This window comes from Citrobacter amalonaticus, assembly GCF_018252635.1.
GTDB lineage: Bacteria > Pseudomonadota > Gammaproteobacteria > Enterobacterales > Enterobacteriaceae > Citrobacter_A > Citrobacter_A amalonaticus_E.
In genome coordinates, this window is the sequence record NZ_JAGTXM010000006.1 from 566,349 (window position 1) to 588,440 (window position 22,092).

Consider the following 22,092-nt stretch of genomic DNA (forward strand, 5'->3'; position numbering starts at 1 on the left):
GTTCACTCCTGCTTCAGCAATTGGATGTGGCGCGAGCTCGCGGTCTCGCGAGCCAGCGCGGTAACAACACATTTGCGATGTAGCACCAGCCACCCTGCAGGTAACGGGGCAACATCGGCATAACTTAACAGTCGGGTAGGGTGCAGCATGATCGGCTGCCCCTGTTCGTCGCAGAGAAACAGCGGCAGTCGGGCAAGCTTTTTTACCGGCACGGCGGGCAGTAACCGACGTTGCAACGAGAGTTGTACCCGAAGGCCCAATGCCAGCGCCTCGTGGATCATGACGGCGGCGGCATGCGATGAATCGTTGTCGGCGATCTGCTCAAGCAGGGGCAGATCGACCTGCAAAATATGCACCGAGGCATACTGAGAAAACAGAGTGCGGGGCGGTGTTTCCCGCAGTTGCGCGACGCTCAGCGTGACGGTGCTTTGCGCACGACGTTGCAAGCGGGAGACTACCTCCTCGACGATTCGCTGCAACAGATCGCCGTTCATCGCGGTGTTACCAGTGTAACGAAAGCATTAGCGTCATCTGCCCCGGCTGCATTAGCCTCGTCGGTATCAATATGCATTTCCAGACGCATGTCGGGGGAAACACGTACCGCGACGTTATCGAAGATCAGCCGACGATCAGTGCCTTCAATGGCGACACTGACGCTATCGCCGTGGGCAACGCGCAGGATCAGCGCGTCCAGCGGCGACATGTGAATGTGGCGCTGTGCGACGATCACCCCGGAGGGAAGGTCTAGTTCGCCAAAGGGGCTCACGAGGCGAATACCCGGCGTACCTTTGAGATTTCCGGACATCCGCAACGGCGCGGCGATACCCAGTGTTCTGGCATCCGTGCGCGAAATCTCCACCTGGCTGGTGCTACGCAGCGGTCCCAGCAGGCGGACATTTTTCAGTTGACCTTTTGGTCCCACTAACGTGACGGTCTGCTCAGCTGCATACTGCCCAGGTTGCAGGAGCCCTTTTTTCTCACTAATAGGATGTCCCGGAAAAAGACGGGCATAATCCTCAGCGCTAAGGTGGATATGACGATTGGAGACGCCCAAAGGAATAGGGCGATCCCGTAATTCATTCAGCACTTTGCTGACCGTCGTTTCCAGAAGTTGCTTGTCCATTACGCTTAACCTCGTTTACCTGAATGCAGGCAGAGCGACCGGGGTTCGCCTTTCTGGCGCTTGCAGGCCGGGTCCAGACACAAATTGCAGCTGATAATCCCGTCTTCAGGCGCCGTTTCCGGTGCTGACTCTTCTACAACGACTTCAGTTTCAGGTCCTTCGATGGGGGCTGGCTCTAACTCCGGTGCAGACACCGTTGCGGGTGCAGGCACAGGGGCCGGAGTGGCAGTCATCGCGCGGGAAAGAATGCCCTCGCCAGGTCTGGCGATCACTTTTTGCGCGACCAGGCCATCTTGCTGTTCAGCGAGATGAGCACCGGTGATGATGGCTGACTGTACTGATGCCACATCACCGGTGATCTTGATCACCGTCCAGCCTGAACCGTTGGTTTTTTCAAGGCCAACCAGCGTGATGGAAGCCGCTTTCGCCATGGCATCTGCGCAACAGATGGCTAATGCCAGACCACTAACTTCGAGTAATCCCAGTGATTGCTTCACGCTGTGCTCCTTTTCGCTAATGCTCAGGCAGATTTCGGTAAAATAGCCTCAACGTCGCTGTGCGGACGCGGGATAACGTGGCTGGATTTCACCTCACCCACGACGCTTGCTGCTGCGCAGCCTGCATCAACGGCGGCTTTTACGGCGCCGACGTCACCGCGAACCATGACGGTTACCAGACCGGAGCCGATTTTTTCGTAACCGACCAGTTGCACGTTGGCGGATTTCACCATGGCATCTGCGGCTTCAATCGCGCCGACCAACCCTTTTGTTTCAACCAGTCCCAGTGCGTTATTCATACTGCGATTCTCCTGTGGATTAAGCATTGAGATCCCGGAAGGGGATCCCTTTGACTAACCTTGCCGCGTTGTTTCCAGTACTTCGTCGGTCAAGGCTGTTTTGGCGATACGTCAGCGTAAAAAGCGGCGCTGAAGTGGGTAAATTCTTGTAGTGCACGACCAGGGTTTCTTCGTTGCAGGCGATGCCGACCAGCAGCGGAGACTGGCGGGCTGCCTGCCATGCGCTCTGAACGACTTCTCCCGCTGCCTGGTTTTGAATCACAAACGGGATGCCTTCTTCTTCAATGCCGAGCAGCACCTCTTTCCAGACAGAAAGGCAGTCGCCAATGGTCGAAATCACAATGGCAGGCGTGGAAACGCTACTGTCCATGGGCAAACTCCTTATGCCAGGAGAGAATGAGACCCGTAGCAACCGCGTTTCGTGGACCTTCGGTACCGCGAATATTTCCACGTCCGGCAACCAGGCGATAATGCGCCAGGGCGTCCGTCACCAGTTGCGGCACTTCAAAGTCCAGCGAGGAACCGCCCACCAGAACGACAAACGGAATATCGCGGATATTGCCTGTCGGGCTGACCTGTCGCAGTGCGCGCAGGGCGTTGGTGACAAATACGCGCTCTTTGGCGCTGCGGCGAATGGCGCGAACTTTCTCCAGCGCGAGATCGCCGGGCAGGGGCACCAGTTCATCCGGCTTGACCACGCAGACGCGGGCAAACACCGCAGGGGGAAGCGGTGTCGGAAAGAACTGCACGCTGCCGTCTTCGTGGCGCAGATGGAACAGGCTTTCGACCTTGGCTAACGGATACTTTTTGATCTCTTCTGCCAGATAGCGGTCATCAAGTCCCAGTTCCCGGGCGATGATCATGGTAACCATGTCACCAGCCCCGGCGAGGTGGGTGGCGATAATTTCGCCTTTAGGATTAATAATGGAGGCGTCGGTCGAGCCAGCGCCTAAGTCCAGAATTGCCAACGGACGCGTGGTACCGGGCGTGGTGAGCGCGCCCAGAATCGCCGCTTCGGCTTCCGCGCCGCCAACCTGCACGTCCACGTTTAGCTTTTCTTTGATTTCGCTGGCGATCATCGCCATCTGCAGACGGTCTGATTTCACCATTGAGGCGATACCGACGGCCTGTTCCAGAGAAAACTCACCGGCCAGTCCGCCGGTAACGCTGACCGGAACGGAGGTGTCGACAGCCAGCAAATCCTGGATGAAAATTTCGTTGCTTGGCTTGTTGGTCAGTTCCGCCATCGTCTGGCGCACGTGTTCCAGCATGCCACCAATATTGGTGCCAGCTTCACCGGTAACGTTGTCCAGTTTCGGGCATTCGCCGACCGCTTTCATAATGGCGTCGGCACCTGCAGCGACATCAACGCGTAGCGTACGTCCCTGTGACTGCAGTTCAATGTTTCCGGCAGGAATGGCGCGTGCTTTAACATCTCCCGACGGGGTTTTCACCACCACGGCGGAACGGTTGCCAATCAGCGCTCGCGCCATCGGGACAATGTTTTTAGTCTCGTCCGCATTGAGGTTAAACACCGTTGCGATGCCATAAGGGTTTGACAGCGTTTCGATGACTTTACCAGGCACGGCGACCTCAATGGCGGCCAGCATTCCCAACGGTATACGGTCGATGTACAGCACTTCATCAACGATGGGCAGCGGTTTATCCAGTCGGTTACTGACCAGAACGCCATCGTCCTGTTGCAAAATGACACCGGTTAACTGGTAACCGGCACGGACAGAGGCATTAATCATAGTGGCGACATCAGCGAAATCGAAGGCAGATGACACCACCAGAATTAACGGAGTATCCGCCGGTCGGGTAAGTAACTCTTCCGGCGTGATAGTGATCCCCACACCCAGACCGACACCGCCCGGTGTTTTCGGATTATGGCCGATCATGGTGGATTCGGTGATGATAGTTTCCGTGATGGTTTCCATCGCGACATCACCAATCACCGGAGTGGCTTCGTTGATACGGATAAGTGAGATATCGCTGACATTGATGCCTGCATTGTTGGCCGCAAGCGTGAGCGCCTCCTGAATCCCAAACACATTACGCAATGTGCCTTTTATTCCGGTGGTTTCCGCCAGTGCGCTACCGGTAATGGTGAGCGCACCCGTGCCATCCAGCGTCGCCAGCGCGACTTCTGTGGATGAGTTGCCGATATCAATGCCAGCTATATATCTCATGACCTTTCCTTAGTCGTCGCCTTTCAGTTTTTTACGCTCGACGTACAACACCGCAGCTTCACGAACAAACGCGGCGCAGATTTTGGCCTGATAGCGGTTTTCAAGATCGTCCGCAATCGCGAGCAGTTCTTCTTTCGTTGAACGGTAAGGACGCAGGGCGTTATAGATCTCAAGAATGCGATCGTCCGGTACCGCCGTCAGTTCTGCGGCACGCTCAAAGTTCATCGCCAGGCGATCGCGTCCGGCATCTTTGGCGATAGCCGCCTGAATGCGCAGCGTTTCCGGCGTGATACGCATATCCTGCGCGGTCACTTTGTTGCTCAGAACGTTTTCGAGGGTGAACTCATCCAGCGTTTTGTTAGTGGCCGTTTTGACCCACTCTGGGTGCTTACTGGCGAGCGGATAGTCGGTCACTTTTGCGGTCTGGGTCGTAGTGCTCGAAGCGGCTGCAGGGGCAGATGTGTCGCCCTGCAGGCTGTTCATGCGGCTCAACACATCCCGTACCATCGATTCAATTGCATCGGTATTCATAAAGGGATCCTTATTAAAGCGCCACGCGCAGTTCCTGCGGGTTTTTGCCCGTCACGACGTACTTCGTCTCTTTGATGTGCAAGATGGCGGATTTAGCCTGATATTTCGGGCGTGCCATCTGATCGTTCAGCGTCGGAACCGGCTGCGGTGACTCACGCTTGGCATAACGTGCCGCGTTTTTGCCAATCTGACGATAGGTTTCCAGCGTCAGCAGCGGGGCCTGCGGGAACAGCTCCAGGTTCGACAGCGGCGGCAATCCCTGTTGGTGGATAACCGTCGTGCCTTTTGACTGAATGCCGATAGAGATACCGGAGCCGCTCAGACGGTTCCCCTCAACGGCAACGAAGGCTACGTCGGACGATTTAAAGCAGCGAATCACACGCGCTTTGATGCCTTCTTCTTCAATCCCGGCTATCACTTCACGCAAAATGTTCTTATGCGGTAAACCGACAATGTTCACGGTCTGAGAAAGGCCAAACGCCGGACCGACAGCAATGATCACTTCATCCTGTTGCGTGCCCTGTTTCGCCTCGCCAATTTCCGTCAGAAAACTGTCGCCGGCCGGTGCAGCCGGCGCGGATGACGTACCCGGTGCGCGAAACGAGACGGGCTTATCGCTGGTCTGCATTTCGGACAGCACGTCTTCAATAATCTGGCGCAGCAATTTTTCATTAATTTCCATTGTTCACCCCTTAGCCAAGCTCGTTGGGATCAAGTGCGCCAGGGATGTTTTTAATTTCTTCCCAGCGTTCGCCTTGCAGCCGATAACCTGTTGCCGGACCGGCATAATCGTTGACGTCATTGACGGCAGAGAGCACTTGTCCATCGCCGACGATGATGGCAGAGGTATGCAGATAGTCCCCGGTTAACTTGGCTTTCTGGATGTTGAGCATGTCCTGCGCGACATCGGTAAAGCCGCCCTGAGCCAGCGCTTTCACCACTTCCAGACCGTTGCGGTTCTTGTTGATGATTTCCTGTGCAAACTTGATGTCCTCAACGATGTTACGTTCAGGCATATCTTTCGAACCGTGTGCGTAGGTTGCGGCTTCGACTTCTTCATCCGTAATTGGCGGCAGACCCATACCGGCAAAAACCGCCTGCAGAGCGCGGGCTGCTTTGTTACGAATGGCGATAACGTCCTCTTCACGCACCGGACGCAGACCACCGTCCACTTTCAGGTCGCGCTGAATAACGTTGTAGTCATCGAAGTCTTCCGCATCTTCGTTGGAGCCGGCGAACATGTTGTCGTAGTTCGGCACGGCGGAATAACCGGAAGAGATAAAGTCGGTGCCCGGCAGGAACTGCATCAGCAGACGTGCGGTACGACGCATATCGGAGTGGGTGAAGGTCTGGTCGTTACTGGAGGCGCATTCCAGATCCAGTGATGAACAGATCAGGTTTTCTGCCAGTACCGCTCGGATCCCCGATGGAACCGCAGACGGAACGCCGATGCAGCTCACCGAGCCGTTTTGCAGACCCTGTACACCCGCCGCTTTGGTGATGTAAATGCAGCGTGCTTCCAGATACAACATGGATTTGCCTTCGGCATAACCCATCTGTACTTCGGAACCTGAACCGGAGGTGAAGCGCATTTTCAAACCACGGGAGGCGTAAGAAGAGGCGAGGAAACCTTTTGACCACGGCGTATCATCACCGTCGGTAAAGACCGGTTCGGTACCGTATACGGAGATGGTTTCGGCATAGCAGGTATGACCCAGCATGCCGAGTTTCAGTTCGGTGGCTTCTTCCAGCGAGCATTGCGTCAATACGCCCGGACGACCCACCTGGGAACCGACCAACAGAGCAATAGCGTTGAACGGGGCATAACGCGCCACGGCCACGGTAGTTTCTTGCTCATCAAACCCACGCCATGCGCCTTCAGCGGCGTCGGCAGCAATCTGCACCGGGTTATCTTTGACGTTGGTGACGTGGGCCTGTTGAGATGGCGTACGACGTGCGCGCATCTTTTGCATCGCCATCATCATCTCAACCACGTTCATGTGCGACACCACTTCGACAATTTTTGCCGGGGTCATCGCCGTTGTCAGTGGCACGATGTCACGACGCTTCACGTTAGGATCGCACAGCATGTTGGCGAGCTTAACGGAGTCCATCGCCATCACTTCCTCTGCACGCGCCAGGTTGATGCCGTAGCGGGCAATGAAGTGGTCAATCAGGTCAAACTGGCTGACCGATTTGCCATCGAGTTCGGTGACGGCGCCGTTAACAATTTTAATCGACGGTTTAGGATCGTTCGGGCTTTCCATCGCAATGAAGCCTTCTTCGATCCATTCCTTAACGAATCCGTCCTGATTGACAGGGCGTTTCGCCAGTGCTTCAAATCTTTTCGATCTCATGAATGAGCCTCACGGATATCAGATGTATGACGGGCGATCGTTTTTCGGTTCTGAACCGAGGGTCGCAAGGACGGTTTTACCGATTTCTCGTGCTGAGATAACCGCCTGACGTACTGCGCCAGAATCGCCGGAGATCACCAGGATCGCTTCGTTACTGAAGCTGGTGCCATGCGCCGGAGAGCTGTAAGCCACGACTTCAACGTTCGCGGCTTTCAGGGCGGTATCCGCCATCAGCACACCAACGGAAGCCGGAGCACCCACAATCACACCGCAGGCACGGCCAACTGGCGCGCCAAACGCTTTTTCCAGCGCATAACTGGCGCGCGCGGTGTACTGCAGTTCGATGTGTCCGGCTTCGTTGCCATAAACATCACCGAAGGTACGGTCGAGTTCTTTCAGCGCCACTTCAATTCCGCGCTTCACATCGGAAACATCGTTACCGCCGATAATGATGAGCGAACCGTGACCCGCGCCGCCTTTGGTATCGCGAGGGAGTTCAATGCTTACTACTTCGGTATTCGTGGCTTTGACCGCTTCGTCAGCCGCCATAATGTGCGGACCCGCGCCGGTACGCGCGCCCAGGATGCCGATGGAGCGATAGCGCTTCTCAAGCTTCATTGCTTCCAACAAGGCACTGTCTACGTTTGCAATCACCAGACCTACGGTGTCGCCAATCGCGGTGCCAACAAATTCCGTTAAACTGCAGCTCTTCTCTGCCATAGCCGTCTCTCGTTTTGGATGGGTTTTATCAGGGATACCCGCTTGATCAGGCGTTGCCACACGGGCAATGACCTGCGCCATGATCTGTTCAACCAGTTCATTGCTGCTCATGGGTTAATTCCCTTCGGTAAGATTTTTTCTACATCGGTATGAGGGCGTGGAATGACGTGTACGGCTTTCACTTCTCCCACGTTGCGCGCAGCGGCAGCACCGGCATCGGTCGCCGCTTTTACGGCACCGACATCACCGCGAACGATGACGGTTACCAGCCCTGAGCCAATTTTTTCGTAGCCGACCAACATGACATTGGCTGACTTCACCATTGCATCTGCGGCCTCTATGGCTGCAGTTAAGCCTTTGGTTTCTACCATTCCTAATGCTTCTTGTTGCATAAAGACCTCGCCTGGGTTGTCCCGATATTCATGACTATAAAAAGAAGCGAGGAAAAAGAATGGCTGACTTGAATGTCTGGGTGAAAAATTAGTGGGCTGTGAATGTGATAAATTTGCCGTAATGTATTTTAAGGCATTGTTTTTATGGCATTTGTTAATTTTTACTAATGTGATATTTTGGTTTTTGCTATTCCATATTTACATTTTAGAGGGTGACGTGATTAATTTAATCTGCTATGCGGAAATACCAATTTGTGACATTGCTTGAAAAAGGGAAATCTTCAAATAACCAATTTTTGCTATCAAGAATCGTCCTGGTTAATTACATCCAGGCACTCTACACGCTGTCTTTGAATAAATTGGTGGCAAGAAATTGCTATAACAACACGATTTTTCCAGGTCTCCGAATGCTCAGTTTGCCAACAATTTTCAGTGACCTCTTCCTATAGTAGGAGTCGTTGTACTCTACGGCCAGCAAGGGTCCGCTGGTAAGGACACGAACGCTTCTAAGAAGGTGTCACAATGAATGATTCACTGAAAGCGCAATGCATTGCCGAGTTTTTGGGGACCGGATTGTTTTTGTTTTTTGGTATCGGCTGTCTTAGCGCACTGAAAGTTGCAGGTGCCAGTCTGGGCCTCTGGGAAATTTGTATTATTTGGGGTCTGGGCATTTCTCTTGCGGTTTATCTTACCGCGGGAATTTCCGGGGCGCACCTGAACCCGGCTATCACGGTCGCACTCTGGCTCTTTGCCTGCTTCCCGGGACGCAAAGTTTTGCCTTATACCATCGCGCAGGTTGCGGGGGCGTTTGGCGGTGCGGTGCTGGCCTACCTGCTTTACGGCAATTTATTCACCGAGTATGAAACTGCCCACAGCATGGTTCGCGGTAGTGCCGATAGCCTCTATCTGGCCAGTATTTTCAGTACGTACCCGGCAGCCGCGCTGAGCGTGTGGCAAGCAGCAGGGGTTGAAATCATTATCACCTCTATCCTGATGGGGCTGATTATGGCGCTGACCGATGATGGCAATGGTGTACCTAAAGGACCACTGGCGCCTCTGCTGATCGGTATTCTGGTGGCGGTGATTGGTGCATCCACAGGCCCGTTGACGGGGTTTGCCATGAACCCGGCGCGTGATTTTGGTCCTAAACTGTTTGCCTGGATGGCAGGCTGGGGTGATATTGCGATGACCGGTGGCCGTGATATTCCTTACTTTATTGTACCGATTATTGCGCCAGTGATTGGGGCATGCGCGGGAGCCGCTATCTACAAGTACCTCATCGGTAAAAATTTGCCCTGTAATGCCTGTAAAATTGAAGAGACGGACGCGTAATTCTGACACGCGTGGCTAATATCACGTCTTTAATTTCTATTTCGTGATCTGCTTTCACGAACTGACTAAAAAGTCTCCCCAGCCGGGGAGACTTTTGTTATTGTCCCTTGTACTTTCTGTCATTTACATACAAGGATAGGGGATGATAAAAAGTAAATGTAAAATAAATGTTTTCATTATAACAATGGATTAACTGAGGGATTTTATCATGATTTCTGCGAGTACCCTGAACTCAGAACTCATTAATAAAATCGCACAGGATTTTGCGCAAGCGACCAGCCTGGCTGTTGTGGTTGTCAATATTCACGGTGATGAGATATCTGAGCTGTTTAATTTCACGCCTTTTTGCCAACTGATGCGTCAGCATCCGCAACACAGTACCCGGTGTCGTATGAGCGATCGCTGTGGGGGGCTGGAAGCGTCAAAATCGGATCAACCCTGTATCTATCGCTGTCATGCCGGGCTTACCGATTTCTCTATTCCTCTCGTGATCGCAGGCCATCTTGTTGGGTTCGTCTTGTGCGGCCAGGTGCGTTTACGTAACGATGATAGTGCCGATCTGCTCGATATCATGAAGGTTGACGATCGCTGGCAAGCCGATCCTGAACTGCTCAATGAGTTCAGTAATGTCCCGGAAATGGACTATTCACGCGTGATGGCCTCAGCGGATCTGCTCAAACTCATTGTTGAAAACTGCCTCAAAAAGCAACTCAATTTTGTGGTGATAAAAGATAGCTCGCAGCCTGCTGAGCCTGCGCGTCCGGCCCGGGCCGCTAGCCCTCATGACAGCAAAATGAAGAAGGCGTTACGCTATATTGACGCGCATCTGTCAGACGATCTCCGCCTTGAAGATGTGGCATCACACGTCTATCTGAGCCCGTACTACTTCAGCAAGCTTTTCAAAAAATATCAGGGTATTGGTTTTAACGCGTGGGTTAATCAGCAGCGTATGGCCAGTGCCAGAGAACTGCTTTGTCACAGTGACTGGAGCATCGCCAGTATTGCCCGCAATTTAGGTTTTTCGCAAACCAGTTATTTTTGCAAAGTGTTCCGTCAGACTTATCAGGTTACGCCGCAGGCCTATCGGCAGAAAATAAATGAAAACTTGCCTGCTGAGTCGGCATGAATAGCAATATTTTGCTATTGCCGATTTTTGATATCCCGGCGTAATCCGGTCATTTATAATGCTTAAGTGTATTTAGTAGAGCAATAAATTGTCATAGCGCAATAAAATATCGCTCTTTGCGGAATAAACTTCACCAGTTTTTATTTCTGTGATGAGATACAGTGTCATTGTTAAGCGGTTTCATTATTCTCTTGCATGACATTTCATTTAGAATTGTTTTTTGCGGTATTTTTTTTGATAAAAAATGCGCAACGAATAAGTAACGGAAAAGTATTGCTGTGATGAGGAGAATTCATTCTGCTCATCATTTAATTCGACAGGTTTGACACAATTGTGTCTGGGAAGGGGGTGAAAATCCCCCGCAGCCCCCGCTGCTGTGATGCTGACAACCCCGTGAAGACCACTGATCGCAAGATTGGGAAGGACGGGCGAGGACGACGCTAAGCCAGAAGACCAGCCTGTCGGATACTACCAACAACTTCGGTGGGAAGTGGGTTGCTATGATGTATACAGTCGGAAGACTGGGATACCCGTCATACTTCACGCTGCAGGTGCGTTGGCTTTCCTCGCTCACCCAGTCACGTACTGATGTACGCTCCTGGGGAGCGCTGCGTCGCCGCCTTCCTGCAACTTGAATTATTTAGGGTATATGCATCTGAACCCTACCACCCTGAACAGGATCAGGGTCATGGCGGCAAAGCAGTACGCGTTTGTTCTGGCAGGTACCGGTAGCGGCTGTGGTAAAACCACGGTGACGCTGGGTTTGCTGAACGTGTTGAAACAACGTGGTTTACGCGTTCAGCCCTGCAAAGTCGGCCCTGACTATCTGGATACCGCGTGGCATACGGCCATCAGCGGTACTGCCTCCCGAAATCTCGACAGCTTCATGCTTCCCGAACCGATTCTTAATGCGTTGTTCTGCGAACAGATGCAGAACGCGGATATTGCGGTGATCGAAGGGGTGATGGGGCTGTACGACGGCTACGGCACAGATCCAAATTATTGCAGCACCGCTGCGATGGCAAAACAGTTGGGCTGTCCGGTGATCCTGCTGGTCGACGGGAAAGCCGTTTCTACCTCTATTGCCGCCACGGTGATGGGCTTTCAGCATTTTGACCCGACGCTGCACATTGCCGGCGTTATCGTTAACCGCGTCAACAGCGAGTCCCATTTCCAGTTGCTGAAAACCGCCATCGAGCACTACTGTGCAGTGCCGGTGCTGGGTTACGTCCCGCGTGTTGACGGCGTTGCGTTACCCGAACGGCATCTGGGACTGGTGACCGCGCGCGAATCCGTCGTCAATCAACAGTCGTGGCAGGATTTCGCCGCCCGGCTGGAAAGCACGCTGGATATCGATCGGTTGCTGGCGTTAAGTCACCTTCAGACATTACCGCAAGGCGAGTGGCCAGAGCGTCCCGCGCCTAACGCCGGGGAAGGACTGACGCTGGCAATGGCTGATGATGAAGCCTTTAATTTTTACTATCCCGATAACGTGGCGTTGCTGGCGCGTACCGGCGTCAACATCGTGCGTTTCAGTCCGATTCACGATCGCGGATTACCCGATTGTCAGATGGTCTGGCTGGGCGGCGGTTATCCGGAACTGCATGCGGCCGCGCTGGCGGCCAATACCACGATGCTGACAAGCCTGCGCGAGGCGCACCAGCGCGGCGTCGCCATTTATGCCGAGTGCGGCGGATTAATGTACCTCGGCAGCCTGCTGGAAGATGCCGACGGCGTCGAGCATCACATGGCCGATATCCTTCCCGGTCGCAGCAAAATGGGTAAACGGCTGACCCGCTTCGGTTATTGCGAAGCACAGGCTCTGCAACCTACGCTGCTGGCCGCTGAAGGTGACGTGCTGCGCGGTCATGAATTCCATTACTCCGATTTTTCCCCTGATACGCCCGCCGTGCTGGCATGCCGCAAAGTCCGTGACGGTCAGACGGTGCAGGCATGGTCCGGTGGCTGGCGCGCTGGCAACACCTTTGCCAGCTACCTGCACGTTCACTTTGCACAGCGTCCGTTAATGCTTAATCACTGGCTGAATGCCGCGCGGGAGGTGTTATGACGCTGCTGGCATGGTGCGTGGCCTGGCTTCTCGACGTCGTGATTGGCGATCCGCCAGACTGGCCGCATCCGGTTCGCTGGATAGGCAATTTGATCAATACCGTGCAGCGGATTATCCGCCGCTACTGCCACAGCGACCGGGCGTTACGCGTCGGTGGTGGAGTGATGTGGCTGGTAGTTGTGGGCTTGACGTGGGCGGCGGCCTGGGGCGTGTTACACCTGGCGACGCGGATCCATCCGTGGCTCGGTTGGATCGTTGAAGTCTGGATGATTTTCACCGTGCTGGCGGGGCGCTGTCTGGCAACGGCGGCGCAAGAGGTTGAACGTCCGCTACGCGAAGGTAACCTTGCGCAAAGCCGTGAAAAGCTCTCGTGGATTGTGGGTCGCGACACATCGCAACTTCAGCCGGAACAGATCAACCGGGCGGTGGTGGAAACCGTGGCGGAGAATACGGTTGACGGCATTATCGCGCCGCTGTTCTTCCTTTTAATCGGCGGTGCGCCGCTGGCGATGGCCTACAAAGCGGTGAACACCCTGGATTCCATGGTGGGTTATAAACACGAAAAATACCGGGCGATTGGCATGGTCAGCGCGCGCCTGGACGACGTCGCGAACTACCTTCCTGCTCGGCTGAGCTGGCTGCTGCTGAGTGCGGCAGCGGTGCTGTGTCGCCTTAACGGCTCCCGGGCGCTCTGCGTGGGATGGCGGGATCGCTATAACCACAGCAGCCCAAACTGCGCCTGGGCGGAGGCTTCCGTTGCCGGTGCGCTGGGCATTCGCCTGGGTGGCCCGAACGATTACTTTGGCGAGCGCGTTGAAAAGCCGTGGATCGGCGACGCGCAGCGCACGATTTCCGTAGACGACATTTCCCAAACGATTCGACTGATGTGGGTTGCCTCAACGCTGGCTCTGGCGCTGTTCCTCGTGACGCGCTGGCTGGTGGTGGGCGTGGCCTGAGGATAAATGACAATGCAATACATCCAGCAACCCCAGGCGATTGAAGCCAAAAGTTTTGACATCATTGGCGAGATCATCCATGAAACGCGCCCGGAGTACCAGTTTGCCAGTCCGCTACATGAAGCGATCATCAAACGGGTGATTCATACCACCGCTGACTTCGACTGGCTGGATATTCTCTGGTTTTCGAATGATGCGCTGGAACGACTTTGCGCGGCGCTGAGCCGCCCGACGGTTATCTATACCGACACCACCATGGCGCTTTCGGGAATCAACAAAACCCTGCTGGCGAAGACGGGGGGAGAGTGCCGCTGTTATATCAGCGATCCGCGCGTGGTAGCGCAAGCGAAAGCGCAGGGCATCACCCGTTCAATGGCAGCCGTTGATATCGCTGTAACGGAAGCGTGTGAAAAAGTGTTTGTTTTTGGCAACGCGCCCACCGCGCTGTTTCGCCTGCTGGAAAAAAATGTGGCGGTGAGCGGTGTGGTCGGCGTCCCGGTGGGGTTTGTCGGCGCGGCAGAATCCAAAGAGGCGCTAACGCAGACGTCGTTGCCTGCCATCGCCGCCCTCGGACGCAAAGGGGGCAGTAACGTTGCGGCGGCGATCGTTAACGCCATCCTGTATCACATGCAGGGGGCACGATGAGCGATCAGACATTCGATGCGCCCGTCTGGCATAACGGCAAAGCGCTGCGCAAAGGGTATACCACCGGGTCATGCGCCACTGCGGCGGCAAAAGTCGCCGCGCTGATGGTCTTGCGCCAACATTTGATCCACCAGGTATCGATTGTTACACCGTCTGGCGTCACGCTGTGTCTGAACGTGGAATCCCCGCACATTGAAGGACAACAAGCCATTGCCGCCATCCGCAAAGACGGTGGCGATGATGTCGACGCCACCCACGGGATGCTGATCTTCGCCCGCGTTACGCTGAACGACAGCGGTGAAATCGTCCTGCTTGGCGGTGAAGGCGTCGGAACCGTCACGCGTAAGGGAATTGGCCTGCCTGTCGGCAGTGCGGCGATTAATCGTACCCCGCGTCAAACCATTGAATCCGCCGTGCGTGAGGCGATAGGCCCGGCGCGTGGGGCGGTAATCGAAATTTTTGCCCCGGAAGGCGAAGCGCGGGCGCAAAAAACCTACAACTCACGTCTCGGTATTCTTGGCGGCATTTCTATTATTGGCACCACCGGCATCGTGACCCCCATGTCCGAAGAGAGCTGGAAGCGGTCGTTATCGCTGGAGCTGGAAATCAAACGTGCCGCCGGGTTGGAGCGGGTGGTGCTGGTTCCCGGAAACCACGGTGAGCGTTTTGTTCGCGAACAGATGGGCATCGACACCAACGTGGTGGTCACCATGAGCAACTTTGTTGGCTACATGATTGAAGAGGCGGTGCGGCTGGGATTTCGCCAGGTCGTGCTCGTCGGCCACCCTGGAAAGCTGATCAAAATTGCCGCCGGGATTTTCCACACCCACAGCCACATAGCCGATGCGCGGATGGAAACGCTGGTGGCGCATCTGGCGCTGCTCGGTGCGCCGCTGGAGTTGCTGACGCTGGTGAGTGATTGCGACACCACTGAAGCGGCAATGGAGCATATCGATGCGTACGGCTATCAGCACATCTACAGCCACCTTGCCGAACGCATCTGTCAGCGCGTGATGCAGAGGCTGCGCTTTACCAAAACGCCACCGACGTGTGACGCGATCATGTTCTCGTTTGATAACCAGGTGCTGGGCAGCAACCGCCCTGTCGAGGCCATCGCCCGGGAGATGCAATGCTGACGGTCGTAGGGATGGGGCCAGCCGGTCTGTTTCTAATGACGCCGGCGGCGCGCGCGGCGGTTGAAGAGGCCGATGTGCTGGTCGGCGGTAAGCGCCATTTGCAGCAGTTTCCGGACTTTCGCGGCGAGCAGTTTGCGCTGGGCGCCAACATTCCCGAACTGCTGGCGTGGATTGAGGCGCATCAGGATCAGCGGGTGGTGGTTCTGGCCTCCGGCGACCCGCTGTTTTACGGCATCGGTACGCGGATGGTGGCGCATTTTGGTGCTGCGCAGGTACGCATCATTCCTGGCATCAGCGCGGTGCAATATTTGTGCGCGCAGTCGGGAATCGACATGAATGACATGTGGCTGACCAGTAGCCACGGGCGCAGCGTCTGTTTCGATACGCTGGCGCAGCATCACAAAGTGGCAATGGTCACCGACGCTCAGTGTGGGCCGCGTGAAATTGCCGCCCAACTGGTTGCACGAGGAAAGGGCGATCGCTGGATGGTGATTGGCGAAAACCTGGCAATGGAAAACGAACGGATCCACTGGCTGCGCGTCAGCGAGGTCCATGCCGAATACGAAATGAATGCAGTGGTGATCCTTGATGAAAGATGAGCTTTTCCTGCGTGGTGAGAAAGTACCGATGACCAAAGAAGCGGTACGTGCGCTCGCTCTCGCAAAACTTGAACTGCACCGGGCCAGTCACCTGATTGATATCGGGGCGGGAACCGGCAGTGTGTCCATCGAAGCCGCGCTGCAGTTTCCGTCGCTGCACATTACGGCTATCGAGCGCAATCCGGCGGCGCTGCGTTTGCTGGACGAAAACCGTCAGCATTTCGCCTGCGCGAATATCGATATTCTGCCAGGCGTTGCGCCGATGATGATGACCGAGAAAGCCGATGCCGTCTTTATGGGCGGTAGTGGAGGGCATCTCACAGAACTGATCGACTGGTCTATGCGCCAGCTGCACGTTGGCGGGCGTCTGGTGATGACCTTCATCCTGCAGGAAAACCTCAACACCGCGCTGGCTCATTTGCAACAGATCGGTGTGCAGGAGGTGGACTGCCTGCAAATGCAGATTTCGTCACTGACCACGCTGGGTGCGGGTCACTATTTCAAACCGAATAATCCCGTTTTTGTCATCGCCTGTCAGAAGGAAGAACGCCATGTCTGAGACATTTGATCCCCGTTGTGTGTGGTTTGTCGGCGCAGGTCCTGGGGACCGGGAGCTGATTACCCTCAAGGGTTACCGGCTGTTGCAACAGGCGCAGGTGGTGATTTACGCCGGATCGCTTATCAACACCGAACTGCTGGAGTATTGCCCGGCGGGCGCGGAGTGCCACGACAGCGCAGAGCTGCACCTTGAGCAAATCCTCAACCTGATGGAAGAGGGCGTGAAGGCCGGAAAAACGGTGGTGCGCTTGCAAACCGGCGACGTATCGCTGTATGGCTCGGTACGCGAACAGGGTGAAGAGCTGACCAAACGCGGGATCCCCTGGCAAGTGGTGCCGGGCGTCAGCGCTTTCCTCGGCGCGGCGGCGGAGCTGGGCGTTGAATACACCGTGCCGGAAGTCTCGCAAAGCCTGATTATCACACGCCTCGAAGGCCGCACGCCAGTGCCGGAACGCGAACAACTGGAATCGTTCGCCAGCCACCAGACCTCAATGGCGATTTATCTCTCCGTCCAGCGTATCAACCGGGTTGCGGAACGGTTGATTGAGGGCGGTTACCCGGCGACCACGCCGGTGGCCGTGATCTACAAAGCGACCTGGCCGGAGAGTCAGACCGTGCGCGGCACGCTGGCGGACATCGCCGATAAAGTGCGCGACGCCGGGATCCGCAAAACGGCGCTCATCCTGGTCGGGAATTTCCTCGGAGATGAGTATCACTACTCCAGACTCTATGCCGCGGACTTTAGCCATGAATACCGTAAAGCCTGAATCAATCGCGCTGTTTTGCCTGACGCCCGGCGGTGTAACGCTGGCTAAACGGCTGGCCGCGATGTTACCGCTGACCTGTTTCACCAGTGAAAAGCTGCTGGAGGACGGTTTTTTACCGTTCGACGGCGGGTTCGCCCACACCGCGCGCGACGCGTTTTCGAACTATTCCGCGCTGATTTTCATCGGGGCGACCGGTATCGCGGTGCGCGTGTTGGCTCCGCTGGTGAATGACAAATTCAGCGATCCGGCGGTGGTGGTGATCGACGAGCGCGGCCAGCATGTGATCAGCCTGCTTTCCGGCCATGCGGGCGGTGCGAACGCGTTGACCCGTTATCTCGCCGGCATGCTGGGCGCCGATCCGGTGATTACCACGGCCACCGACGTCAACGAGATGGCGGCGCTGGACACGCTCGCGTTTCAGCTCAACGCCCGCATGACCGACTTTCGCGCAGCGGTAAAAGTGGTGAATCAGATGCTGGTGAGCAACCAGCGCGTGGGACTGTGGTGGGATGAAGAACTGGATGAGGACGTCCGCCACTGCGATCGCCGCGGGTTCATTACCGTTACCGATCTTCAGCAACTGCCTGAACTGGATGCGCTGGTGTGCGTCACGCTGCGTAACGAATTGCCAGATATTCCGGTTCAGCACTGGAAACTGGTGCCACAGCGGGTGGTCGCTGGCATTGGCTGTCGTCGCGATACGCCGTTCCCACTACTGGCAGCGCTGCTGGCGCGTCAGCTTGAAGCGCAGCGCTTTGATCCACTGGCGCTGAAAGCCATCGGCAGCGTGTCGCTCAAGAAAGACGAAGAGGGGCTGATCCAGCTTGCCTCCTGCTGGCGCGTGCCGTTTGAAACCTTTACCGCTGACGCGCTGCGTGAGCATGAACATCACTTTCCAGCTTCGCCGTTTGTTCGCCAGACGGTCGGCGTCGGAAGCGTCTCGGGTCCGGCAGCGTGGCTGCTGAGTCATGGGCAATTGACCGGCGAAACCCTGCGTGAGCAGGGCGTCACTATTACTTTGGGAGTTTCACACTGATGTTAACCGTAATCGGAATCGGCCCAGGCTCACAGGCCATGATGACCATGGAAGCCGTTGAAGCGCTGCAGGCGGCAGAGATTATTGTGGGATACAAAACCTACACCCACCTCGTCAAAGCGTTTACCGGCGACAAGCAGGTGATCAAAACCGGCATGTGCAAAGAGATCGAGCGCTGCCATGCGGCGATTGAACTGGCTCAGGCCGGGCATAACGTGGCGCTTATCAGCAGCGGTGACGCCGGTATTTACGGCATGGCGGGGCTGGTGTTGGAGCTGGTCAGCAAACAAAAACTGGATGTTGAAGTGCGCCTGATCCCAGGAATGACCGCCAGTATCGCTGCCGCATCGCTGCTCGGCGCGCCGCTGATGCACGATTTTTGTCATATCAGTTTGAGCGACTTGCTCACGCCGTGGCCGGTTATCGAAAAGCGCATTATCGCCGCCGGGGAAGCGGACTTCGTGATCTGCTTTTACAACCCGCGCAGTCGGGGTCGTGAGGGACATCTGGCACGCGCATTTGAACTGCTTTCCGCCAGCAAGAGCGGGCAAACGCCGGTAGGGGTGGTGAAATCGGCCGGGCGTAAAAAGCAAGAGAAATGGCTGACCACGCTGGGTGAAATGGATTTTGAACCGGTGGATATGACCAGTCTGGTGATCGTCGGTAACAAAGCGACCTATGTGCAGGACGGTCTGATGATCACGCCACGAGGTTATGTGTTGTGAGAGTTGGCGAGGTTCTGGTCATGGGCGGCACCAGCGATGCCCGCGCGCTGTGCCAGCAACTGGACGCCGCCAACGTGGCATACACCCTGTCGGTGGCGACGCCGACCGGGAAACAACTGGCCGGCGACATCAAGGGCCACGTGCGCTGCGGACGGCTCGAGCAGGATGAAATGGTGAACTGGCTGAAGGAGAACGGAACGCGATGGGTGATCGACGCTTCGCATCCGTATGCCGAAGTGGTGAGCCGTAACATTCAGCGCGCCTGCGAACGGGCAGGGGTGCTGCTCAGTCGCTACCAGCGCCCGGAACAGCTTAGTGAACTGACGCATCCGCTGCTCTTTGCCGTACAGAGCATTGATGAGGCGTGTGACGTTGCGCGACGTTTTGGCGAGCGTGTACTGCTGACCACGGGGAGTAAAGATCTGGCGACATGGCGCGCGGGTTTACCGGAAAAAACGCTACTCGCCCGTGTATTGCCTGTCCCCGAAGTGATTCAACAATGCGCCGATCTTGGCTTTGGCGTGGGCGAGACGTTCGCGCTGTGCGGACCGTTCAGCGCTGAGTTCAACGCCGCGTTTTATCGTCAGTGTCAGGCTGATGTCGTGATAACGAAGGCTTCTGGCGCAGAAGGCGGTTATCAGGAAAAGGTCCAACCCTGTCTGGATGCAGGCATTCCCTGCATCGTGATTACCCGCCCGGCACCGTTGGTGACGGGAGATGAGTTACTGGAAAGTCAGGCCGCATTTGCGCAGCGTTTGGCGCGCTGGCTGGCCGCTGCTTAAGGAGTCAGAAAATGAAAAAAGCGCTTCTGGTGGTTAGCTTTGGCACCAGCTATCACGATACCTGCGAGAAGAACATTGTGGCCTGCGAGCGCGATCTGGCCGCCAGCTGTCCTGACCGCGATCTGTTCCGTGCCTTTACCTCCGGAATGATTATTCGCAAGCTCAAACAGCGTGATGGTATTGAGATCGATACCCCGCTACAGGCGCTGAAAAAGCTTGCTGAGCAGGGATATCAGGATGTGGCGATTCAGTCGCTGCACATCATTAACGGCGACGAATACGAAAAGATTGTCCGGGAAGTGCAAACTCTGCGTCCGCTGTTTACCCGCCTGACGCTGGGCGTACCGCTGTTGAGCAGCCATGACGACTACGCGCAGTTAATGCAGGCCCTGCAACAGCAGATGCCTGTCCCTGCCGACAATGAAAAAGTCGTGTTCATGGGGCATGGCGCCAGTCATCACGCGTTTGCCGCCTATGCCTGCCTCGATCACATGATGATGGCGCAGGGCTTCCCGGCACGCGTCGGCGCGGTGGAGAGCTATCCGGAAGTCGATATCCTGATTGAGAGCCTGAGCAAAGAGGGGGTCAAAGCCGTCCATCTGATGCCGCTGATGCTGGTGGCAGGCGATCACGCCATCAACGATATGGCGTCCGACGAAGATGATTCATGGAAAACATTGTTTACCGCGGCGGGGATAACGGCAACGCCGTGGCTGAGCGGTCTTGGCGAAAATCCGGCGGTGCGGGCAATGTTCGTCGCTCATTTGCAACAGGCGTTGAGCGTGTCGATGGAGGAAGCGGCATGAGCGGCAAACTGTATGCCCTGAGCACCGGCCCGGGAGCGGCCGATCTGATTACCGTTCGCGCCTCACGTATTCTGGGGTCGCTGGATATTCTCTATGCTCCGGCGGGACGTAAGGGCGGCGACAGCCTGGCGCTTTCCATCGTGCGGGAGTACATCGGCGAAAACACCGACGTGCGCTGCTGTCATTTCCCCATGAGCGCGGACAGCGCGGAAAAAGAGGCGGTCTGGGATGAAGTGGCCGCCGCGCTGGTTAAAGAAGTGAAAGCGGGTAAACAGGTGGGATTTATTACCCTGGGTGACGCTATGTTGTTCAGCACCTGGGTCTTTTTGCTACAGCGCATCGGGTGTCCTGACTGGCTGGAAATTGTCCCTGGCGTGACGTCGTTTGCCGCCATTGCCGCACGATCCAAAACGCCGCTGGCGATGGAACAACAGTCGCTGGCGGTGATCTCCTGTACCGCGCCTGAAGCAGAAATCGCCCAGGCGCTGCGTCAACACGACAGTCTGGTGCTGATGAAGGTCTATGGTCGCTTTGCGCGTATTAAGGCGCTACTGGATCAGGCCGGATTACTGGGCTGCGCGCTGATGATGTCCGAAGCCACGCTCCCGGGTGAGCAGTGCTGGCGGCATCTCAACGAGGTCAGCGACGATCGGCCGTTGCCTTATTTCTCGACCATCCTGGTCAACAAACAGTGGGAGTATGCAGAATGAAACTCGAACAACAGCTGAAACAGCTGTCATTCAGTGGCCTGGCTGCGGCGCTATTGCTGATGATTGTGCCGGAGCAGGCGTTCGCTATGCACATCATGGAAGGGTTTTTACCACCGATGTGGGCGCTGGCCTGGTGGCTGCTGTTTTTACCGTGCCTGTGGTATGGACTGGTGCGCCTGCGACATATCGTGATGGATGACAGCCATCAAAAAGTCCTGCTGGCGCTGTGCGGGGCGTTTATTTTCGTGCTGTCGGCACTGAAGATCCCGTCGGTGACCGGTAGCTGCTCACATCCGACAGGGGTAGGGCTGGCAGTGATCCTGTTTGGCCCAGGCGTGGTGGCGGTTCTCGGCGCTATTGTACTGCTGTTCCAGGCATTGCTGCTGGCGCACGGCGGCTTAACGACCCTCGGCGCGAACGGCATGTCGATGGCGGTGATTGGGCCGGTGGTGGGCTACATGGTGTGGAAAATGGCCTGTCGCGCCGGTATTCGTCGTGATGTGGGCGTTTTCCTCTGCGCCATGCTGGCGGATCTGGTGACCTACTTTGTTACCTCGGTGCAGTTGGGGGTGGCCTTCCCGGATCCCGAAGCGGGTGCGACAGGGTCTGTTGTCAAGTTTATGGGGATTTTCTGCCTGACGCAGATCCCGATTGCTATCGCCGAAGGCTTGCTGACCGTGATGATCTACGACCAGCTGACAAAACGGCAACTGATTACCGCACAAGGACATTAAC

The 22,092-nt window shown here is 55.9% G+C and carries 26 protein-coding genes and 1 riboswitch; of the genes, 15 read left to right on the top strand and 11 right to left on the bottom strand.

The window, feature by feature from the left end; all coding sequences use genetic code 11:
• Positions 1 to 2: 2 nt before the first annotated feature.
• The 11 genes from pduM to pduA are packed head-to-tail and all read right to left on the bottom strand — an operon-like array spanning position 3 to position 8,111.
• The gene (pduM, locus tag KE671_RS20270; RefSeq protein ID WP_206164347.1) at positions 3 to 494 is read right to left on the bottom strand and encodes a microcompartment protein PduM; all 492 of its coding nucleotides are present in this window, start codon (positions 492 to 494) and stop codon (positions 3 to 5) included.
• Complete coding sequence (locus KE671_RS20275; protein ID WP_206164348.1) at positions 491 to 1,123, bottom strand: phosphate propanoyltransferase; 633 nt, start codon at positions 1,121 to 1,123, stop codon at positions 491 to 493. The genes pduM and KE671_RS20275 overlap by 4 nt, the downstream gene beginning before the upstream one ends.
• A gap of 5 nt (positions 1,124 to 1,128) precedes the next feature.
• Positions 1,129 to 1,641: a BMC domain-containing protein gene (locus KE671_RS20280; RefSeq protein ID WP_206164397.1), complete on the bottom strand. Its 513-nt coding sequence runs from the start codon at positions 1,639 to 1,641 to the stop codon at positions 1,129 to 1,131.
• A 2-nt stretch (positions 1,642 to 1,643) separates the two neighbouring features.
• Positions 1,644 to 1,919 carry a propanediol utilization microcompartment protein PduJ gene (gene pduJ / locus KE671_RS20285; protein ID WP_042318188.1) on the bottom strand — a complete coding sequence of 92 codons (276 nt, stop codon included), beginning with the start codon at positions 1,917 to 1,919 and terminating at the stop codon, positions 1,644 to 1,646.
• Positions 1,920 to 1,938: 19 nt separating this feature from the next.
• Positions 1,939 to 2,289 (bottom strand): glycerol dehydratase reactivase beta/small subunit family protein, encoded by a 351-nt coding sequence (locus tag KE671_RS20290; protein WP_206164349.1) that lies wholly within the window; start codon positions 2,287 to 2,289, stop codon positions 1,939 to 1,941.
• Positions 2,279 to 4,111, bottom strand: a complete 1,833-nt coding sequence (locus KE671_RS20295; protein WP_206164350.1) for a diol dehydratase reactivase subunit alpha — start codon at positions 4,109 to 4,111, stop codon at positions 2,279 to 2,281. Before KE671_RS20295 ends, KE671_RS20290 begins: the two co-directional genes overlap by 11 nt.
• Positions 4,112 to 4,120: 9 nt before the next feature.
• Positions 4,121 to 4,642 carry a propanediol dehydratase small subunit PduE gene (gene pduE, locus KE671_RS20300; protein ID WP_061074601.1) on the bottom strand — a complete coding sequence of 174 codons (522 nt, stop codon included), beginning with the start codon at positions 4,640 to 4,642 and terminating at the stop codon, positions 4,121 to 4,123.
• A gap of 13 nt (positions 4,643 to 4,655) precedes the next feature.
• A complete protein-coding gene (pduD, locus tag KE671_RS20305) occupies positions 4,656 to 5,324 on the bottom strand; it encodes a propanediol/glycerol family dehydratase medium subunit (protein WP_206164351.1) in 669 nt (222 codons plus the stop codon).
• A gap of 10 nt (positions 5,325 to 5,334) precedes the next feature.
• Positions 5,335 to 6,999 carry a propanediol dehydratase large subunit PduC gene (gene pduC / locus KE671_RS20310; RefSeq protein ID WP_042318193.1) on the bottom strand — a complete coding sequence of 555 codons (1,665 nt, stop codon included), beginning with the start codon at positions 6,997 to 6,999 and terminating at the stop codon, positions 5,335 to 5,337.
• A gap of 18 nt (positions 7,000 to 7,017) precedes the next feature.
• Positions 7,018 to 7,830, bottom strand: coding sequence for a propanediol utilization microcompartment protein PduB (pduB, locus tag KE671_RS20315; RefSeq protein WP_042318194.1), 813 nt, complete (start codon positions 7,828 to 7,830; stop codon positions 7,018 to 7,020).
• Positions 7,827 to 8,111 carry a propanediol utilization microcompartment protein PduA gene (gene pduA / locus KE671_RS20320; protein WP_012906330.1) on the bottom strand — a complete coding sequence of 95 codons (285 nt, stop codon included), beginning with the start codon at positions 8,109 to 8,111 and terminating at the stop codon, positions 7,827 to 7,829. The genes pduB and pduA overlap by 4 nt, the downstream gene beginning before the upstream one ends.
• Before the next feature lie 522 nt (positions 8,112 to 8,633).
• Between pduA and pduF the strand changes: the two genes are divergently transcribed.
• The 15 genes from pduF (at position 8,634) to cbiM (ending at position 22,091) form a co-directional block, all read left to right on the top strand.
• Positions 8,634 to 9,443 (top strand): MIP/aquaporin family protein, encoded by an 810-nt coding sequence (gene pduF / locus KE671_RS20325; protein WP_206164352.1) that lies wholly within the window; start codon positions 8,634 to 8,636, stop codon positions 9,441 to 9,443.
• A 208-nt stretch (positions 9,444 to 9,651) separates the two neighbouring features.
• Positions 9,652 to 10,569 (top strand): transcriptional regulator PocR, encoded by a 918-nt coding sequence (gene pocR, locus KE671_RS20330; protein WP_206164353.1) that lies wholly within the window; start codon positions 9,652 to 9,654, stop codon positions 10,567 to 10,569.
• 301 nt (positions 10,570 to 10,870) lie between these two features.
• A riboswitch (cobalamin riboswitch) is annotated at positions 10,871 to 11,045 on the top strand.
• A gap of 212 nt (positions 11,046 to 11,257) precedes the next feature.
• Entirely contained in the window at positions 11,258 to 12,637 is a 1,380-nt protein-coding gene (locus KE671_RS20335) for a cobyrinate a,c-diamide synthase (protein WP_206164354.1), read from the top strand.
• A complete protein-coding gene (cbiB, locus tag KE671_RS20340) occupies positions 12,634 to 13,593 on the top strand; it encodes an adenosylcobinamide-phosphate synthase CbiB (protein ID WP_206164355.1) in 960 nt (319 codons plus the stop codon). Before KE671_RS20335 ends, cbiB begins: the two co-directional genes overlap by 4 nt.
• Before the next feature lie 12 nt (positions 13,594 to 13,605).
• On the top strand, positions 13,606 to 14,238 hold the full coding sequence (locus KE671_RS20345) for a cobalt-precorrin-8 methylmutase (protein WP_206164356.1): 633 nt from the start codon (positions 13,606 to 13,608) through the stop codon (positions 14,236 to 14,238).
• Positions 14,235 to 15,374: a cobalt-precorrin-5B (C(1))-methyltransferase CbiD gene (cbiD, locus tag KE671_RS20350; RefSeq protein ID WP_206164357.1), complete on the top strand. Its 1,140-nt coding sequence runs from the start codon at positions 14,235 to 14,237 to the stop codon at positions 15,372 to 15,374. The genes KE671_RS20345 and cbiD overlap by 4 nt, the downstream gene beginning before the upstream one ends.
• Positions 15,368 to 15,973 (top strand): cobalt-precorrin-7 (C(5))-methyltransferase, encoded by a 606-nt coding sequence (locus tag KE671_RS20355; RefSeq protein WP_206164358.1) that lies wholly within the window; start codon positions 15,368 to 15,370, stop codon positions 15,971 to 15,973. The genes cbiD and KE671_RS20355 overlap by 7 nt, the downstream gene beginning before the upstream one ends.
• Positions 15,963 to 16,532, top strand: coding sequence for a decarboxylating cobalt-precorrin-6B (C(15))-methyltransferase (locus tag KE671_RS20360; RefSeq protein ID WP_206164359.1), 570 nt, complete (start codon positions 15,963 to 15,965; stop codon positions 16,530 to 16,532). Before KE671_RS20355 ends, KE671_RS20360 begins: the two co-directional genes overlap by 11 nt.
• The gene (locus KE671_RS20365; RefSeq protein ID WP_206164360.1) at positions 16,525 to 17,298 is read left to right on the top strand and encodes a cobalt-precorrin-4 methyltransferase; all 774 of its coding nucleotides are present in this window, start codon (positions 16,525 to 16,527) and stop codon (positions 17,296 to 17,298) included. The genes KE671_RS20360 and KE671_RS20365 overlap by 8 nt, the downstream gene beginning before the upstream one ends.
• Positions 17,279 to 18,334 (top strand): cobalt-precorrin 5A hydrolase, encoded by a 1,056-nt coding sequence (cbiG, locus tag KE671_RS20370; RefSeq protein WP_206164361.1) that lies wholly within the window; start codon positions 17,279 to 17,281, stop codon positions 18,332 to 18,334. The genes KE671_RS20365 and cbiG overlap by 20 nt, the downstream gene beginning before the upstream one ends.
• A complete protein-coding gene (locus tag KE671_RS20375; RefSeq protein ID WP_042318211.1) occupies positions 18,334 to 19,059 on the top strand; it encodes a precorrin-3B C(17)-methyltransferase in 726 nt (241 codons plus the stop codon). Before cbiG ends, KE671_RS20375 begins: the two co-directional genes overlap by 1 nt.
• Positions 19,056 to 19,841, top strand: a complete 786-nt coding sequence (locus KE671_RS20380; RefSeq protein ID WP_206164362.1) for a cobalt-precorrin-6A reductase — start codon at positions 19,056 to 19,058, stop codon at positions 19,839 to 19,841. The genes KE671_RS20375 and KE671_RS20380 overlap by 4 nt, the downstream gene beginning before the upstream one ends.
• Positions 19,842 to 19,852: 11 nt before the next feature.
• Positions 19,853 to 20,647: a sirohydrochlorin cobaltochelatase gene (cbiK, locus tag KE671_RS20385; RefSeq protein WP_206164363.1), complete on the top strand. Its 795-nt coding sequence runs from the start codon at positions 19,853 to 19,855 to the stop codon at positions 20,645 to 20,647.
• Positions 20,644 to 21,357 (top strand): cobalt-factor II C(20)-methyltransferase, encoded by a 714-nt coding sequence (locus KE671_RS20390; protein WP_206164364.1) that lies wholly within the window; start codon positions 20,644 to 20,646, stop codon positions 21,355 to 21,357. The genes cbiK and KE671_RS20390 overlap by 4 nt, the downstream gene beginning before the upstream one ends.
• The gene (cbiM, locus tag KE671_RS20395; RefSeq protein ID WP_042318216.1) at positions 21,354 to 22,091 is read left to right on the top strand and encodes a cobalt ECF transporter S component CbiM; all 738 of its coding nucleotides are present in this window, start codon (positions 21,354 to 21,356) and stop codon (positions 22,089 to 22,091) included. Before KE671_RS20390 ends, cbiM begins: the two co-directional genes overlap by 4 nt.
• Position 22,092: the final 1 nt, after the last annotated feature.

Coding starts and splice junctions, on each gene's coding strand:
- pduM (WP_206164347.1), bottom strand. CDS start 494: ATGAACGGCGATCTGTTGCAGCGAATCGTCGAGGAGGTAGTCTCCCGC.
- KE671_RS20275 (WP_206164348.1), bottom strand. CDS start 1,123: ATGGACAAGCAACTTCTGGAAACGACGGTCAGCAAAGTGCTGAATGAA.
- pduJ (WP_042318188.1), bottom strand. CDS start 1,919: ATGAATAACGCACTGGGACTGGTTGAAACAAAAGGGTTGGTCGGCGCG.
- KE671_RS20290 (WP_206164349.1), bottom strand. CDS start 2,289: ATGGACAGTAGCGTTTCCACGCCTGCCATTGTGATTTCGACCATTGGC.
- KE671_RS20295 (WP_206164350.1), bottom strand. CDS start 4,111: ATGAGATATATAGCTGGCATTGATATCGGCAACTCATCCACAGAAGTC.
- pduE (WP_061074601.1), bottom strand. CDS start 4,642: ATGAATACCGATGCAATTGAATCGATGGTACGGGATGTGTTGAGCCGC.
- pduD (WP_206164351.1), bottom strand. CDS start 5,324: ATGGAAATTAATGAAAAATTGCTGCGCCAGATTATTGAAGACGTGCTG.
- pduC (WP_042318193.1), bottom strand. CDS start 6,999: ATGAGATCGAAAAGATTTGAAGCACTGGCGAAACGCCCTGTCAATCAG.
- pduB (WP_042318194.1), bottom strand. CDS start 7,830: ATGAGCAGCAATGAACTGGTTGAACAGATCATGGCGCAGGTCATTGCC.
- pduA (WP_012906330.1), bottom strand. CDS start 8,111: ATGCAACAAGAAGCATTAGGAATGGTAGAAACCAAAGGCTTAACTGCA.
- pduF (WP_206164352.1), top strand. CDS start 8,634: ATGAATGATTCACTGAAAGCGCAATGCATTGCCGAGTTTTTGGGGACC.
- pocR (WP_206164353.1), top strand. CDS start 9,652: ATGATTTCTGCGAGTACCCTGAACTCAGAACTCATTAATAAAATCGCA.
- KE671_RS20335 (WP_206164354.1), top strand. CDS start 11,258: ATGGCGGCAAAGCAGTACGCGTTTGTTCTGGCAGGTACCGGTAGCGGC.
- cbiB (WP_206164355.1), top strand. CDS start 12,634: ATGACGCTGCTGGCATGGTGCGTGGCCTGGCTTCTCGACGTCGTGATT.
- KE671_RS20345 (WP_206164356.1), top strand. CDS start 13,606: ATGCAATACATCCAGCAACCCCAGGCGATTGAAGCCAAAAGTTTTGAC.
- cbiD (WP_206164357.1), top strand. CDS start 14,235: ATGAGCGATCAGACATTCGATGCGCCCGTCTGGCATAACGGCAAAGCG.
- KE671_RS20355 (WP_206164358.1), top strand. CDS start 15,368: ATGCTGACGGTCGTAGGGATGGGGCCAGCCGGTCTGTTTCTAATGACG.
- KE671_RS20360 (WP_206164359.1), top strand. CDS start 15,963: ATGAAAGATGAGCTTTTCCTGCGTGGTGAGAAAGTACCGATGACCAAA.
- KE671_RS20365 (WP_206164360.1), top strand. CDS start 16,525: ATGTCTGAGACATTTGATCCCCGTTGTGTGTGGTTTGTCGGCGCAGGT.
- cbiG (WP_206164361.1), top strand. CDS start 17,279: ATGAATACCGTAAAGCCTGAATCAATCGCGCTGTTTTGCCTGACGCCC.
- KE671_RS20375 (WP_042318211.1), top strand. CDS start 18,334: ATGTTAACCGTAATCGGAATCGGCCCAGGCTCACAGGCCATGATGACC.
- cbiK (WP_206164363.1), top strand. CDS start 19,853: ATGAAAAAAGCGCTTCTGGTGGTTAGCTTTGGCACCAGCTATCACGAT.
- KE671_RS20390 (WP_206164364.1), top strand. CDS start 20,644: ATGAGCGGCAAACTGTATGCCCTGAGCACCGGCCCGGGAGCGGCCGAT.
- cbiM (WP_042318216.1), top strand. CDS start 21,354: ATGAAACTCGAACAACAGCTGAAACAGCTGTCATTCAGTGGCCTGGCT.